Raw genomic sequence first — 15302 nt, forward strand, 5'->3', positions numbered from 1 at the left:
CCCGAGCGCCGGCGACGGGCCGTGCCACTCACGATCAGAGCAGCCCGGCGTCCTCGAGCTTGGCCTCGTAGATGTCGAGGACGTCCTCCTCGTCACCGCCCGCGGCCTCGGCCTGCTGCCAGATGCGTTCGAACTCCGGCTCCGCCTGCTCGTAGATCTTCATCCACTTCTCGGCGTCGCGGCGCCAGTAGCCGATCACGCCGTAGCTGCCCGCCGGCATCCCGCGCTCATGCCGCAGGTACTTCCGCACCGCTCTGGTGGCCGCCGACTCCCCTGCCACGTAGATGTAGCCGGGGCCGTCGGGCAGCCCGATCCCCCGCACCATCTCCTCGAGCATGCTGCCCGCGCCGAGGTCGGTGTTGTGCACCCAGGACGTCATCGTGCAGGGCAGCGGGATCTCGTCGCCGAGATCGGAGATCTCGATCGCCGCGACCGTGTGCATGCCGGGCGGGGCCGTCTCGGCGATGCGGGCGATCGCCGGGAGTGCCGCCACGTCACCGAGCAGTACCTGCCAGGTGGCGTCCGCGGGGCGGCGGAACCAGCTGTTGCGCACGGAGATGCGCACGCGGTCGCCGACCTGTGCGCGGCGGGCCCAGCCGGCCCCCACCCCGCCCTCGTGCGTGACGATGTCGAAGGACAGCCGCCCGGCCGCCGGGTCGAAGGCGCGGATCGTGTACCACCGGCCGTGTTCGTCGATCCCGCCGTCGGCCAAGGGCAGGTGCAGGAGGCACGCCTCGTCCGGCACGTCCGACACCGCGAAGTCCGCGAGGCCCGGTCCGCCGAACACCACCCTGGCCAGGCTCGACGACGTGCGTCGCACATCGACGACCACCATCTCCACGGCATCGCGCTGCTGGCCGGCCATTCCACCCCCGTTGTCCGCGCTGGGTAACTTAGTGCAGCCTAACCTCAGAGCTGCGGGGAGTGGAAGCGCCGGTCCACAGGGTGGCCGGGGTGTCGCCTACATCGCCCATCTCCGGTCGGCGGTGAACCCGACCGACATGGAGATCAGCCGCCCGAGCTCCCCGAACCGCTCCTCGAGGTCGGCGCGCACGGCGTCGAACTGGTGCACCGTCTGCGCGGTCGAGTCGTCACCGACCACGAACTCGACCTCCACGTCCAACCGGCCGCCGACCTTGGACGCCCGGACGAACGACTCCGTGAATCCGTAGCTGCGCTCGACGTCACGCACGACCGCCCGGATCCGCGCCTGCAGGTGTGGCGGTGGCGCCATCGCCAGCAGTTCGCGGAACGCGCCGACCACGAGCTTCGCCGGCACCGGGAGGAAGGCCGCCGAGACCAGTGCGACCATCACGGGGTCGACATAGCGGGCCAGGTCGGCGCGACCAGTGCCGACCAGCACCGCCGCGACCGCGAAGCCGGCGAGCACGGCCAGGCTGAGAAGGGTGTCCCCCAGCCACTCGACGGCTTCCGCGCGCACGAGGTCCGATCCGCCTGCCCGGCTCCGCCTGCGCAGCACCACCGACACGGCACCGCCCGCGAGAGTCGCGACGATCCCGTACCCCAGCGCCCATCCGACGGAGACGTCCCGGCCCCCGGCGAGGATCTCCCCGACGGCGCCGACCAGCGCGTAGACGCTCAACCCGGCGAGCGCAGCCGCCTTGACGACGACCGTCAACGGTTCCCACGCCTCGCGACCCCAGGGATACCGCTCGTCAGGGCCCTTGCGGGCCGTCCGCAACGCCAGTACGGCGATCAGCGACAACCCGACGCTGGCGAACGAGTACAACCCGTCGAACACGATCAGCTGGGAGCCGGCCGCCAGCCCCCACGCCAGCGCGACCACGGCGAACACCGCCGACGTCCACACCGATATCAGCAATGCCCGATCGTCGGGAGAACGGGAGGCGCCCACCGCGCCATCATCGCCAGCGCGCTGCGGCCGGTCGACCTGTCGCCCCGGAATGCACGCGGAAGTACCGACGTCGAAACGGTCCGACGCCCGTTGGAGGCACTCGCCGTCGACATGAGGACCGCGGCCGAACCGGCCACCGATCTGCGCTCCTGAAACCTCTCCCGCATCGGCGTCACGGTCCCCGTCACCAGGCACAATGACGGGGATGACGGACCACTCGCCGTCGCCGGCGCGGATGGCCCGGCAGCCGGCGGACCGAACCGGTGCCGACCCGCGCCTGGACCTCGTGGCCGGGTCGATCACCCTGCACCGCGGGCGCATCGGGTTCGTGCACCCCCGTGACGCGGCGGCGCTGCTCTACGAGGAGGACGCCGCCACCGACGAGGCCTACCCGCCGTACTGGGCGGAGCTCTGGCCGAGTGCCGTCGAGCTCGCCCATGCCGTGTCCGCGCAGGACTGGCACGACGCCGCGGTGCTGGAGCTCGGGTGCGGGCTGGGCCTGCCGGCCATCGCGGCAGCACTCGCCGGCGGACGCGTGCTGGCAACCGACCGCTCGGCCGACGCGATCGCGTTCGCCGCCGTGAACGCCGAGAGCAACAAGGTCGTCGTCGAGACCGCCGTGTGTTCGTGGAGCGAGCCGGCTGCGCTGATCGCCCGTGCACCGTGGCGGCTCGTGCTGGCGTCCGACGTGCTGTACGGGCAGCGGAACGTCGACCAGCTGCTCGACCTGCTCCCCCGGCTGGTCGACGACGACGGCGCTGCGTGGATCGCCGATCCGCAACGCCCGCTGTCCGACGAGTTCCTCGATGCCGCGCGGGCGACGTGGCGCTCGGTCGAGACCACGCCGACCCGGCTCCCGCAGATCCGGATCCACCGCCTCACGGGGCCTCCGGCCGCGCAGTGACCGCATTTCCGTAAATGGGTGATCGATCTCGATATCTCGCACAACAGACATCGGCGTCGCGGCTGTCACGTGATCCAGTAGCGTCGCGCCGTGCCGGACGGAACCGTACGGATCATGAACCGGATCAACCGGCTTTTCACCGCGACGTCGCTGTCCGTCGTGCTGGTGTCGGTCGAGCGCTTCTCGTTCACCACGCGGATCCTGCTGCCACCCTCGGACTTCCTACGCCTGCACGAACTGGTGCAGATGGTGGCCATAATCCTCGTGACGGTCGTCATTCCCGCATTGCTGTTCCGGGAGGTCTCCGGGAACTTCTCCGCGCTCTCGGCCCGGGGCGGCGCAACGGTGTTCCTCGTTTTCATCGTCGGGGTGTACTACTACTCCACCGGAAACGGCGTACACGAGCTCGCCTCGTTCACCTTCAACACGTACTGCGACACCGCCACGGTCACGGGGAACCTGTGCGGGGGGCTGTTCATCGACGACTTCTACACGGGGAACATCCTGTTCTTCGTCGGCGGACTCCTGATGAACGTCGCCCTGTTGGTCCTGGAGCGCCGGAACCCGCACAGCCCGGTCGTCGGGGGCGCGTTCGTCGTGCTGCTGATCAACGCGGTCGTGTACGCCGTGACGGTTGTGGCCTACGCGGGGTTCGACCGGGTCGTGGTGGGCCTGGTCTACAGCGTCGTGCAATGCGTGGTCGCCCTCGCGTTCCTCCTGTCGGTCCGGTCGCGCTACCGGCAGTTCCCGCTGATCACCTACCTCGCGGTCGCCTACACCCTCGGAGCGGTCGCGTCGGCCGTGGTGCGCCTGCTCTGAGCGGCCGGCCTCACCCGAGCCGGAGCGGGTAGCCCGTGACGCCCCTGCCGCGTCATGGACACATATCGCGGCGCCAGGCCACCTGGGAACAGCGACACGGGACCACATCGCTGTCACCGTGGCCGTCCGCGGCGGGAAACGGGCGACTCGCGCACGCGAAACGGGCGACTCGCCGGGCCGTGCGCGGGCCGAGGCCACGGGTGTTCCGCCGGGCTCACCCCTCGCGAGACCGCATCTGCCTGCTGAGCGCCACCCGCGAGCGCACCCCGAGCTTGCGGTAGACCCGGGTCAGGTGGGCCTCCACCGTCTTGCGGGAGAGGAACAGCGCCGCCGCGACCTCCGGGTTGGTGAGCCCGGCGGCCACCGACCGGGCGACCTGCTCCTCCTGGGGGGTCAGGAGCCCGAGTGCGGACCGCCCGCCGGGCGCGGGTCGGCGGTCACCGCTCGCGGCGAGCTCGCCGCGCGCCCGGTCGGCCCACGGCGTCGCGCCCAGTGCCTCGAACACGGCGACCGCCTCCCGCAGCAGCGGCCGTGCTGCCGCCGGCCGGCGCAGCCGCCGCAACGTCTCCGCCGCGCAGAGCAGGACGCGGGCACGTTCGAACGGGAGACCGGACAGCCACCGGTCCCACCGGGACCGCTGCGCGGCCACCTCGTCCACATCGCCGGCGAGCAGGATCCGGCAGCGGGCCGCGGCCCACGCCGGATGGTTCCGGCTCGTCGTGGACGCCATGCGGTCGAGGGTGCGGAGTGGTTCGGCGGCCGCTGCGGGCGCCCCGGAGCGGATGTAGGCCTCGGCGAGGTCGCCCGTTGCCGCGGCGTCGGCCTCGCCGGGTCTCGTCAACACCTCGATCGCGGTGGTGTGGTCGCCGACGGTGAGCGCAGCGAAGCCCTCGACCGACGCGACGTGGTCGAGGAAGGCGGCCTGTCCCGCGCCCGCCGACTCCCGTGCCCGGCGGAGCCGGTCCCCCGCCGGGCCGCCGCGGCCGCGGGCCGCGGAGATCCTGGCCAACCCGACGAGTGCCCGGGCCAGCGGTCCGGGCTGGCCGAGCGCCTCGGCGCGGGCCACGGCTGCCTCGCCGTCGGCCACCGCACGCCCCCAGTCACCGGTCCACCAGCCGAGCTCGGCCCGGGCCGCGAGGGCCAGCGATGCGCTCGAGGGGTCCCGTCCCCTGGCGAGAACACCTGCCTCGTCGAGGACGGCGCGGGCTCCGTGGAGATCCTCGATGTCGATCAGGTCCAAGCCGAGGACGATCATGTGGTGGACGGCCCACGGGTCCGGCGCCTCCGTCGTGGCACCCCGGAGTGCGAGAAGGCGCGCCGCAGGTGTCCGGTCCGCGGCTGCGAGCGCCACCCCCCGAGGTCTCCGGCGGCCGAGCAGGCGCAGCAGGTCAGCGGTCCGGCCGGTCTGGCGGGACGGCAGAAACGCCTCCGCCGCGATGTGGGCGGCCTGCCGGTCGTCAGCCGCGCAGGACGCCGCGACCAGCACCTCCAACGCGCGGTCCGGATAGCCCAGCACGCCGAGGACGCGCGCCCGCACCGGCGCAGCCGTGGACCGCAGCGCGGGATCCGGCCGGAGGGCCGCCGCCTCGTCGCACTGGGCGAGGGCACGCGCCGCGTTGCCGCCCAGTTGCGCAGCCCGGGCAGCCGTCACGAGCCGGTCGGCACGGTCGGCGTCGTCCACGGAGAGGTCGGCCGAGCGGGTCCAGAGACGGGCGGCGACCAGGTGGTCGCACCGGCGGTCGGCGCTGCGCGCCGCGGCAGCCAGCGCGGAGGCGACGTCGTCGTCCGGCACGGTGCGCGTGGCGGCCTGGTACTCGCACCGCACCGGCTCGTCCGCATGGTCGGCGAACGTCCGCAGGATCAGCCGGTGGGTGGCCAGCGGGACCCGGCTGAGAACGGCTGTCGCGAGCAACGGGTCGGTCGGCCGGAGACCGTCCGGGCAGCGTTCCACGAGCCCGGCCCGCTCGGCCGGCTCGATGTCGGCCAGCGACAGACCGAGCGCGCCGAGCACGGGCTCGATCTCGGCGAGACGCGCCGACGCGCTGGTGACGACTACGGCCAGCGCCTGCGTCGTCCGGCCGGGGATCTCGTCGAGCACCGTCGCCCACGCGCGCTCCGACGCCGCACCGAGCCGTACCGGCAGCCCGGTGCCGGGCCGGGCCGTCGCCAGGCCACGGACCGTCGCCAGAACCGCTGCCGGGTTGCCCCCGGTCCGCGCGACCACCTCAGCCACCACCGCCGGGCCGACGTCGAACCCGCGCGCCTCGATCATCGTGCCGCGTCGGTGCCGTCGAGTCCGTCCAGGCGGACGACCGGCAGGCTCTCGCCGACGTCCACCGGAACGCGGCCCGGCCCGATCCGGGACGCCAGCAACACCCCGGCCCGGACGGCGTGGCGCGCGACGAAGAGCAGGACCCGGCGGGACCCGGCGTCGACCCACTGCAGGTCGTCCACCACGAGCACCAGCGGCTGCTCCCCGGCGGCGACCTCGACCAGGTCGAGCACCCCCCGGCAGAGCGCGGACATCGACGGGCCGGCCGGGTCGGCGTCCAGCACGGCATGCAGCGCCGCCCGCTCTCCGGGCGGCAGCCGGTCGACGTGCGCCGCGAGCGACCGGATCAGGCCGGCGACGGCCACGAACGGCAGGTCGGACTCGGCCTCCACGCCACTGGCCCAGTGCACGGCGCGGAGGGCAGAGCCGGCGACGGCGGCCAGGAACGCCGTGCGGCCACATCCGGGCGCTCCCACCACGATCACCCCGGCGCAGCGACCTGCGGGGCGCCCGGGAACGAGGCCGAGCATCCGGTGTACCGCCCGGAGTTCGGCCGCGCGGCCGACGAACGGACCCTCGACGACCGGGGCCACCGAGCGGAGCGAACCCGGACGACCCGCGGACCCGGCCGGTCGGGGACGGGTGCGTGCCGGCGGGGACACGGCCGGGGCTTCGACGCCTTCCACACTCCGGTGGAGCCGGGTCCGGGACCGGGGATACCCCGCGGGCCCGAAATACGCACAACTACGTATACGTAGCCGACGGCCCGGCACCCGGGGAGCAGGTGCCGGGCCGGTCAGGCGGGTTCTACGTGAGGACCCCCGCGAAGCGCAGGAAGTCCACGATGGACCGGACCGGCGAGCCGTCCGGGAGCCGCACCCCCTGTGCGGGACTCCACCCGGTCTGGTTGAGGTAGGACCTCCGGTCGGCGCGGAGCTGGCCGATCAGCGTGGCCGCGACGATCATGCTGCCCACGGCCCCGAGCGACTGACCGTCCCGCTGCACCTCGGCCTCCTTCAGGATGTAGAACCAGAGCGGGGTCCGGTCGAGGAAGCCGCCTGCGGCCAGCGCGTCCCTGACCGGTTGCGAGCTGTTCTCGAGATCGGCGCGCGTGAGTGCCGGGACCCCCAGCGCCTCCGCGACCGCCTGTCCCGTGGGCAGCGCGAGCCGGAAACCACGCAGGAGATTCCGGCGGGCGAGCTGCTTGAGCAGCTTGTTGACCGGCAGCTCCGGGTCTCCGATGGTGCCCTCGTTGCGCAACGTGCTCAGCGGCAACGCCAGATGCGTGTCGATCTTCCGGGCGAACCGGGCGGTGTCGGGGTCGTTCTGGTGGACCAGCCGGTTCCAGTCCGCCGGCCAGTTGGACGGCAGGCGCTCCAGCTGGCCTGCGAAACCTCCGCGGCCGGTGAACTGGAAGAGCTGCTCGAACGTCGCAGGCGCAGGCCCGGGATCGCCGTCGCGTCCGAAGAACGCGTTCCAGTCGTAGGCGGCCCGCACCATGCTGTGGCCGAACCGGAACGCGGCCACCGAGAACTCGAGCGGCATGTAGACCGTGTCGGACTGCAGGGCCAGCAGGTCGACGTCGTCGGTCAGGACGGTGTCGACCGTCCCGGCGGCGGTCACCGTCGGCAGGTAGTCGTGGACGGTCAGCCACTGGTAGGCCCACCGGGTCAGGTCACGCGCGCGGAGGAAGACCTCCACCTCCGACCCCCAGTGCGGTTCGTTCGCCCGGACCCAGACCACGGCCGCGTTGTGGAAGCGCAGGAACGCGACGTGCAGCTGCGCAACGACGAGGTTCTCGTCGTTGCGCCCGTCGCCGATCTGCGGGGTCCGGCGCGTTTCCGGATCGGGCCCCTCTCCGCGGCGCGGCAGGTCGCGCGCGAGGTCGTCAGCGGGCGGGACGACGTCGGGGATCAGCTGGATCTCGCCGAGCCGCAGCGTGATGCCGTCGTAGGGCACGGCCTCGTCGTTCGGCGACACCCGGTCCACGAACGGCCCGTCGCCGTACACCGAGTCGAGGTTGAGCGCGGGGCTGCGCAGGTTCTCGAGCCGCCGGAGCACCTCGCGCGGCGCGATCGGCACCAGCGGGTCGCCCGTGATGTCGATCGAGGTGTCCCGGTCGGTGTTCGCGGTGATGTCGTGGTCGACGAACTGACCCCAGTAGGTGTAGACGGGCGGGATCGTCGAGTCGGCGACCGGGCTGTTCTCGTGATCGACCATCGCGTCACCCAGTGCGTTGAGCGCGTCGACGGTCGTTCTGGTCTCCTCGGGTGTACTGCTGGGCAGGTGCTCGTGCGGGAACATCGCGGAGAGCGGGGCGAACAGGTAGCCGAAGGACGTCGTTCCGACGTGCTCGGCGGTGCTCACGGACTCGTTCACGACCCGGCTCAGTGCACTGTCGGTGCCGGGTTCCTGGAGGCTCTTCTCCGCCTCGGGGTTGTTGTCGACGAGCGCGTGGCCCCCGTGGGACAGCTCCGCGAGGACGCGGGTCGGCCTGCCAATGCCGGTCATTCGGTGCTCCCTCATGTCGGTGCACCGAGCGTGGGGGCGGCGGACCGGCCCTCGCTTCGGGGAACTCCCTACACCTGCCTACCGAGAGAGGAAACGTCATGAAGATCGGAGTGATCGGCGCCGGTGCGGTCGGGGCCGCGACCGTGACCGCCCTGATCCGGACCTTCGACGCCGCGGCGGACATCCTGGTCGTCGACCGCGACGGCCCGAAGGCCGCCGGTCTTGCCGCCGACACGGGCTACGCCGCCGCTCTCGTGTCGGGCGCGACGGTGCGGGCGGCCGGCTACGAGGAGCTCGCCGGCGCGCGGCTGGTCATCATCACCGCGGGCGTCAACGAGAAGGCGGGCGGTGCGACCGACCGGAACGACCCGCGCGGCCGGCTCGTGCTCGTCCCGCAGAACGCCGCCGCCTTCGCGGAGATCGTCCCCGCGGTCGTGGCGGCCGCTCCCGAGGCCACCCTGCTGGTCGTCACCGATCCCCCGGACCCGCTGGCCGACCTCACCCGCGCGCTGGCCGGCCACGACCGCGTGGTCTCGACGGGCACCGTCATCGACTCGCTCCGGTTCCGGTTCCACCTCGCCCGCGAGCTGGACGTCGCCACGCGCGACGTCGACGCGTACGTCCTCGGTGAGCACGGCACCTCGGAGGTGTTCTGCTGGTCGAACGCCACCGTGGGCGGCACTCCCGTCCTCGACGTCTTCGCCGCCTCGGGCCGCGACCCGGCGGAGATGCGCAGCCACATCGAGTCGACGGTGCGGTTCGGCAACATCACGATCATCGACGGCATCGGCGCCAGCCAGCACGGGATCGGCGCCGTGGTCGGGCGGCTGGCCGAGGCGATACTCACCGATGAGCACGCCGTGCTGCCGGTCGCCTCGTTCCGTGCCGACTACGGCGTGACCATGGCATTGCCCTCCGTGCTGGGCGCAGCCGGTGTCGTCCGCACGATCGCCCCGAAGCTCGACGACGGTGAGCGCGAGCTGCTCGACAAGAGCGCGCGGGTGCTCCGGGAGGCGAGCCGCACGGCGCTCGCCTACCGGTGACCCGACCGATCGTCAGCCGCGGGCGAGCACGGTGGACAGCACCCGGTGCAGCTCGGCCGCCGGATCGTCGACCCGACCTGCCGAACGCCACGCCACGTGCGCGTCGGGCCGGACGAGCACGCAGCCGTCCTCCTCGACCTCCCGCACCCGCGCCCAGTCCTCGTACAGGTCGATGTACTCCCGGCCCGGCCCGACCACGTACGCGACGACCTCGATGCCCAGATCGTCCGCGACCTTCGGCACCGCCTCGGCCCACTGCTCTCCCGCAATGCCCGTGAACAGGCAGAACCGGCCCTTGCCCGCCAGGTCGTGCGTCGAGACCCGGCGCCCGTCGCGCCCGAGCCAGACGTGCGGCAGCCGCGCACCCGGCCACGTGGTGGGGTGGTAGTACAGCTCGGCGTCACGGGTGTACTCCGGCTCGGGGGTGCCGTCGGGCACCACCGCCGCTGAGGTGTACCGCTGCCCCAGCTCCACACCGTGCGCGTTGAACTCGTAGTCCTTCAGCTCCAGCGCGGCCCGCAGCTGCGCCCGCTGCCGCGCCGCCTCCGGCGTGTTCGTGGCCCGCGCCGCGATGTGGCGGCGCATCACCTCCGGGTCGTCCGTGCCGGTGATCCCGAGGGCGTCGAAGATCGCGCCGAACTCCTCGATGCTCTTGTTCGCCCGCAACACGATCTGTTTCCCGACCGGCGTCCGCTCCGCGTCGTAGGAGTCCAGCAGCGCCTCGCCTGCGCTGCCGCGCAGCACGTAGGCGAGCTTCCAGGCCAGGTTGTAGGCGTCCTGGATCGAGGTGTTGGACCCCAGCCCGTTCGACGGCGGATGCCGGTGCACCGCGTCGCCCATGCAGAACACCCGGCCCGCCCGGTAGCGGGTGGCATACATCTTGTTGTTGCCCCACAGCGAAGTCGACCGGATCGTGACCGGCACCGTGTCGTCCCCGACCAGCTCGTGGACGATCGAGATCGCCATCTCGTCGTCGACCTCGGGCGGCGGCTGGGTGATGTCGTAGCCCCAGACGATCAGCCACTCGTTCCACGGCCGGACCATGCGCACGAGCCCGAGCCCGATCCCGCCGATGTCGGCGCCGGGCTGGAGCACCCAGTACAGGACGCTCGGCCGGTGCTCGACGAGGTGGCTGAGATCGGCCTGGAAGACGATGTTCATCGAGCCGGCGACGTCCATCTGACCCTCGAACGGCAGCCCGACGTCCGCGGCCACCATGCTGCGCCCACCATCGGCGCCGACCACGTACTTCGCCCGGATGTCGTACCGGTGCCCGGTGACCCGGTCCCGCACCGTCACCGTCACCCCGTCCGCGTCCTGCACCAGCCCGACGTACTCGGTGTCGAACCGGATCCGGCTGCCCCGCGACGCCGCATGCCCGATCACGATCGGCTCCAGGAACGTCTGCGGGATGTCGCAGTTCGACGACGGGCTGGCCAGCGTGTAGTCCGCCTCCCGCGCCGGGTGCGTGCCCCAGGTCCGGACCCGCCCGATCTCGTCGCCCGCCAGGCTGGTGCAGAACACCGTGTCGCCCATCAGGTCGTGCGGGGTGGCCTGGGCGAGCACGTCGTCCTCGATCCCGAGGTCGCGGAAGATCTCCATCGTGCGCTGGTTGGTGATGTGCGCCCGCGGTGTGTTCGCCGTCCAGCTGTACTTCGTGACCACCATGTGCTCGACGCCCAGCGTCGCCAGCGCCAGCGCCACACCCCCACCGGCCGGCCCGCTGCCGATCACCAGGACGTCGGTCTGCAGATCCTCGCTCAAACTGTGCCTCCAGCACGATGCGGTCGCGGTACGGGATCGGATTCTGGCACCCGGCCCGCCGTTGTCCGGCCGAATGAGAGGGAGGGACGGATCACGCGCCGGTGAGCAGGATCGGCAGGGTCACCGCGACCAGGACCGTGAGCACCCACACGGCAGGAGCGGCACTGAGCACCTGTTCGCGCCGGGCCGTCACCCGGGACGCCTCGATGCCGCTGCGGGTCATCCACCACGGGTCGATGCCGGCCTCCAGCCAGTAGTAGACGGCCCCGAGCCCCGTCCCGTAGGCGAGGTGCCCCACGAGGGACGGGAACTGCGCCGCGAGGGTGGCGGTGTCCCAGCTGAGGGTCCCGCCACTCAACAGCGGCAGCAGCGTGAGGTCACCGAGCACCCACCAGAAGAAGCCGTACGACACGCCCCACCCGATGCCGGACAGGACGTCGAAGCTCTGCCGCCGGAACAGCACGGCGTACGTCACGCCGATCAGCGCCGAGATGACCAGGTGGACGACCAACCCGACCGAGGTCCCCTGCCCGCCCACGATCCTGGCCACCATGGGCAGTGCGCCCACGAGGACCATCACCACGGTGAACAGCAGGCCGCCGACGATTCCGGCCAGCACGCCGTAGGCCGTGGCGCGGGGTCCCCGCGCACCCGGCGGCTCGACCTCGATCTTGCGGACGTCGTCGAGGAACAGCCCGCGCAGCCACAGCCCCAGCCAGGTGAACACGACGGCCGTCGCGGCTCCGAGGAGGAGGTACCCGGGCAGCCGCCCCGCCACGGCCGCCGCGTCGGTCCGCGACCAGCCGAGGCTCCCGTCGCGCACCAGCGGTTGCAGCGTCAGCTCGACCACGACCCAGGCCGCGAACCCGTAGACGGTGCCGCGGGCCAGCGCCGGTCCGGTGGGTTCGGGCCGGCCCGTGAAGATCAGCGGATAGAGGACGCCGAGGACGAGCCCGGTGAGCAGCCAGGCCCACGAGCCGACCTGGAAGTTCGGGACCCTGGTCAACAGCGCGGCACACGCCGTCCCGGCCACGGCGCCCCGCACGACGGCTCCCACCGCCGGGACGCGCCCCGTGGTCCGTCCGCCGCGCTGGAGCAGGACGAAGACCCCGGCAACGGTCGCCCCGTAGAACAGGTGGCCGACCAGGCTCGGGAGCAGGGTCTCGGCATGCGCGGCGCTCCAGTCCACCGGCATGCCCTGCAGCAACGGCAGCAACGTCTGAGGTCCGAGGAACCACCAGACCGCGCCGTACACCAGGCCCCAGAACAGCATGTCCCGCACCCGGATGCGGAACCGGATCACGAGCAGGCCGAACGCCGCTCCGATGAGCACCGCGATCAGCATGTGCAGGATGAAGCCGACGACCGCGGAGTCCGTGCGCAGGATCGAGGCGATCGTCGGCAGCGTCCCGAACACCGCCATCGCCGCACCGAACACCACACCGCCCGCGACACCGGCGAGACCTCCGGAGATCGCCGCCCGCCGATGCAGGATCGCGTCGGTGACCGTGGCGGTGCTCATCGGTCGCTCCCCACCACGACGTCGTCGTGCACGGGCGCCTTCGCGTCCGTCGTGACCACGATGTCGCGGGGGAAGGCCAGGTCGAGCAGCCAGTCGAACAGCACGCGGATCCGCTTCTCGACGCCGGGCAGCTTCGCCAGGTAGACACCGCGCCACAGGAACCAGGCAGCCAGCCCGGAGAACCGGATGCCCCGCACCTCCCCCGCAGCCGTGCGGTGCCCGAGAGCCACCAGCACACCGATCGCGCGGAAGCGGAAGGCACCGGGCTCCCGGCCGGCAATGCTCGTCACGATGTTCGCGGCCACGACCTTGCCTTCCCGGATGGCGTGCTGGGCCGTGGGCGGATAGTGCTCGCCGTCCCTGCTGGGGTCGGGTATCCGGGCACAGTCGCCGATCGCCCACACCCCGTCGAGGTCCGTCACGCGCAGCTGCGCATCGGTGGGCAGTTGCCGGCCCGTACCGGACAGCCCGGCGGCGAGCGGTGCGGGACGGTTGCCCGCCGTCCACACGAACGTCGTCGTCGGGATCGAGTCGCCGTCGTCGAGCCGGACGCGGTCGGCGGTCGCCTCGGCCACCCGCGCGCCGCCGCGGAACTCGATCCCCCTGGCCTCCAGCCGTTCCAGCGCGTACACCCCGAGGTCCGGCCCGAGCTCCGGCAGGATCCGGTCGCCGGGGTGCACGAGCACGAACCGCGCGTCCTCCGAGCCGATCGCGGGGTAGAACCGGATCACCCCGAACACCAGGTCGTACAGCTCGGCGATGGTCTCGGTGCCGGCGAAACCGGCGCCTGCGACGACGAACGTGAGGATCCGTCGCCGCTCGGCGGGATCGCGCTCCTGCTCGGCACGCTCCAGCAGGCCGATCACGTGGTCGCGCAGCCGGGTGGCGTCGGACAGGTTCTTGAGGGTCCACGCGTGCTGCTCGACGCCCGGCAGGCCGAACGTGTGCGGCACGGAACCGACGGCCAGCACCAGGTGGTCGTAGGAGATCGTGCCCGCCTCGCCGGCCAGGCGGACGGTCCGGGCCATCGGGTCCACCTGGTCGACCCGCCCGTGCCGGAACCGGGTGTGGGACGCCGATGCCCGCACCGGCGCGCTGATGTGCCGCGCCTCCAAGGCCCCGGAGGCGACCTCGGCGAGCATCGGGGTGAACAGCAGGTAGTTGGAGTCGCTGATCAGGGTCACGTCGACCGGGGCGCCGCGCACAGCGAGCCGTTCGAAGGTCTTGGCCGCGCTGACGCCCCCGAAACCTCCACCGATGATCACGATCCGGACCAGCGGTCTCGACGGTGAGCCCGCCCCTGCTGTCCGGTCCGCCCGGAGCGAGAGGAGCACCGCCAGCAGGGCACCCGCCAGGCCGCCCTGCAACAGGTCACCGACGAGCTGTGGGTAGCTCGCCACCGCCGACGCGGCCGACCAGGTCGGCGCCGTCCCCGCCAGCAGCGGGACGAGCGTGAGCGAGTAGAGCAGCCACCCCACACAACCCAGTAGCACCCCGCCGCACGCCGTCTCGGCGATCGGTGACCGGGAGCGGCCCGATCCGGTGGTCACGCCGAGCAGCGCCCCCAGGACCACGGCGTAGATCACGTAGCCGAACCATGCGGGCGCCCCCACGACCATGTCCTGGAAAGCCATGACGGCCCCGACGACGACGCCGCTGGCCAAGCCGGCGACGACGCCCGTCGCCGCTCGTTCCCGCAGTGCACGGCGGGGAGGCGGGGTGGACTCATGCATTGAAGTGCGCCCTCCATTCAGCGGTAGGACGAGCGTGGCACGCGTCGAGGAGTGCGCGTCTTACGAGACGAGGACGTGGGCCCGCTCAGCTTTCGGGGGGCGCGCCGGCGCGCGAGGACGACAGGATGATGTCCGCCCAGGACCTGCCGCCGGCCCGCAGGTTCTCGACCGTGGGCCCGTGCGGGTCGCCGTACCTCTCGACGTTGCGGCGGTACAGGCGCGCGCGCCGGGCGGGAGAGGTCAGGCCCTTGTACCGCTCGGCCAGCGCCCGGCGCTGCGCGTGCAGGGTCCGCGCGACCGCCTCCTCCGACAGCCCGGAGGCCACGAGCGCCGCCGCCCGGTCCACCAGACCCGCCACCTCGCGGAGGTAGGCGGCCCGCAGCGAGCGGTCGCGGACGACCTCCTCGTCGGCGTGGTCGTGCCGATGGTGCACCGCGGTCAGGGACGCTGTTCGCCCGCGTCGATCGCGATGATCCGGTCGACCACCGCGGCGATGTCGGGACCGACGATGTCGGGCCGGCGCCCGAGCGGGCTCAGGACCATTCCGGGGCGGGCCACGAACGCGGCCCGGCAACCGGCGGCCAGCGCACCCGTCACGTCCCATGAGTGCGCTGCGACCAATCGGACATCGGAGATCGGGACGCCGTAGGCGTCCGCGACGGCCTGGTACGGCTCGCGTGCCGGCTTCAGCCGCTTGACGCTGTCCGCCGAGATCACGCGGTCGAAGCAGTCCCGGATACCCGCGTTCGTCAGCTGCGCCTCTCCCACCGACTCGACGGAGTTCACGAGTGCGACGGCGGTCAGGCCGGTGTCACGCAGTGCGCGAAGTGCGGCCGGCACCTCGGGGTGGGCGGGCAG

At 72.4% G+C, this 15302-nt stretch carries 13 protein-coding genes; 3 read left to right on the forward strand and 10 right to left on the reverse strand.

Annotation, left to right across the window (positions count from 1 at the left end; genetic code table 11):
- Positions 1-34: 34 nt before the first annotated feature.
- A complete protein-coding gene (locus tag HF577_RS20965; protein WP_169397617.1) occupies positions 35-865 on the reverse strand; it encodes a siderophore-interacting protein in 831 nt (276 codons plus the stop codon).
- 96 nt (positions 866-961) lie between these two features.
- Entirely contained in the window at positions 962-1843 is an 882-nt protein-coding gene (locus tag HF577_RS20970; protein WP_246266837.1) for a cation diffusion facilitator family transporter, read from the reverse strand.
- Between the two features lie 238 nt (positions 1844-2081).
- Between HF577_RS20970 and HF577_RS20975 the strand changes: the two genes are divergently transcribed.
- Together HF577_RS20975 and HF577_RS20980 are read left to right on the forward strand one after the other, a co-directional pair.
- Positions 2082-2780 carry a class I SAM-dependent methyltransferase gene (locus HF577_RS20975; protein ID WP_246266839.1) on the forward strand — a complete coding sequence of 233 codons (699 nt, stop codon included), beginning with the start codon at positions 2082-2084 and terminating at the stop codon, positions 2778-2780.
- Between the two features lie 90 nt (positions 2781-2870).
- Positions 2871-3599, forward strand: coding sequence for a hypothetical protein (locus tag HF577_RS20980; RefSeq protein WP_169397620.1), 729 nt, complete (start codon positions 2871-2873; stop codon positions 3597-3599).
- A 214-nt stretch (positions 3600-3813) separates the two neighbouring features.
- On the opposite strand, the gene HF577_RS20985 is transcribed toward HF577_RS20980, so the two are convergent.
- The 3 genes from HF577_RS20985 to HF577_RS20995 all read right to left on the reverse strand — a co-directional run bounded on the left by HF577_RS20985 (position 3814) and on the right by HF577_RS20995 (position 8382).
- Positions 3814-5871, reverse strand: coding sequence for a helix-turn-helix transcriptional regulator (locus HF577_RS20985; protein WP_169397621.1), 2058 nt, complete (start codon positions 5869-5871; stop codon positions 3814-3816).
- Positions 5868-6464: an ATP-binding protein gene (locus HF577_RS20990; protein WP_169397622.1), complete on the reverse strand. Its 597-nt coding sequence runs from the start codon at positions 6462-6464 to the stop codon at positions 5868-5870. Before HF577_RS20990 ends, HF577_RS20985 begins: the two co-directional genes overlap by 4 nt.
- Positions 6465-6678: 214 nt before the next feature.
- Positions 6679-8382 (reverse strand): peroxidase family protein, encoded by a 1704-nt coding sequence (locus HF577_RS20995; protein WP_169397623.1) that lies wholly within the window; start codon positions 8380-8382, stop codon positions 6679-6681.
- 98 nt (positions 8383-8480) lie between these two features.
- On the opposite strand from HF577_RS20995, the gene HF577_RS21000 reads away from it, so the two are divergent.
- The gene (locus HF577_RS21000; RefSeq protein WP_169397624.1) at positions 8481-9425 is read left to right on the forward strand and encodes a lactate/malate family dehydrogenase; all 945 of its coding nucleotides are present in this window, start codon (positions 8481-8483) and stop codon (positions 9423-9425) included.
- 12 nt (positions 9426-9437) lie between these two features.
- On the opposite strand, the gene HF577_RS21005 is transcribed toward HF577_RS21000, so the two are convergent.
- From HF577_RS21005 to HF577_RS21025, 5 genes are all read right to left on the reverse strand, one after another.
- Positions 9438-11189, reverse strand: a complete 1752-nt coding sequence (locus HF577_RS21005; RefSeq protein ID WP_169397625.1) for an FAD-dependent oxidoreductase — start codon at positions 11187-11189, stop codon at positions 9438-9440.
- Between the two features lie 91 nt (positions 11190-11280).
- A complete protein-coding gene (locus HF577_RS21010; RefSeq protein ID WP_169397626.1) occupies positions 11281-12711 on the reverse strand; it encodes a hypothetical protein in 1431 nt (476 codons plus the stop codon).
- Positions 12708-14444 carry an NAD(P)/FAD-dependent oxidoreductase gene (locus HF577_RS21015; protein ID WP_169397627.1) on the reverse strand — a complete coding sequence of 579 codons (1737 nt, stop codon included), beginning with the start codon at positions 14442-14444 and terminating at the stop codon, positions 12708-12710. The genes HF577_RS21010 and HF577_RS21015 overlap by 4 nt, the downstream gene beginning before the upstream one ends.
- A gap of 85 nt (positions 14445-14529) precedes the next feature.
- Positions 14530-14877: a cell wall-binding protein gene (locus HF577_RS21020; protein WP_169397628.1), complete on the reverse strand. Its 348-nt coding sequence runs from the start codon at positions 14875-14877 to the stop codon at positions 14530-14532.
- 5 nt (positions 14878-14882) lie between these two features.
- The coding region (locus HF577_RS21025; RefSeq protein WP_169397629.1) for an HAD family hydrolase at positions 14883-15302 on the reverse strand (420 nt) is incomplete at its 5' end.

Origin of the sequence: Pseudonocardia xinjiangensis (assembly GCF_012911925.1) — a bacterium.
In the GTDB taxonomy this organism is placed as follows: domain Bacteria; phylum Actinomycetota; class Actinomycetes; order Mycobacteriales; family Pseudonocardiaceae; genus Pseudonocardia; species Pseudonocardia xinjiangensis.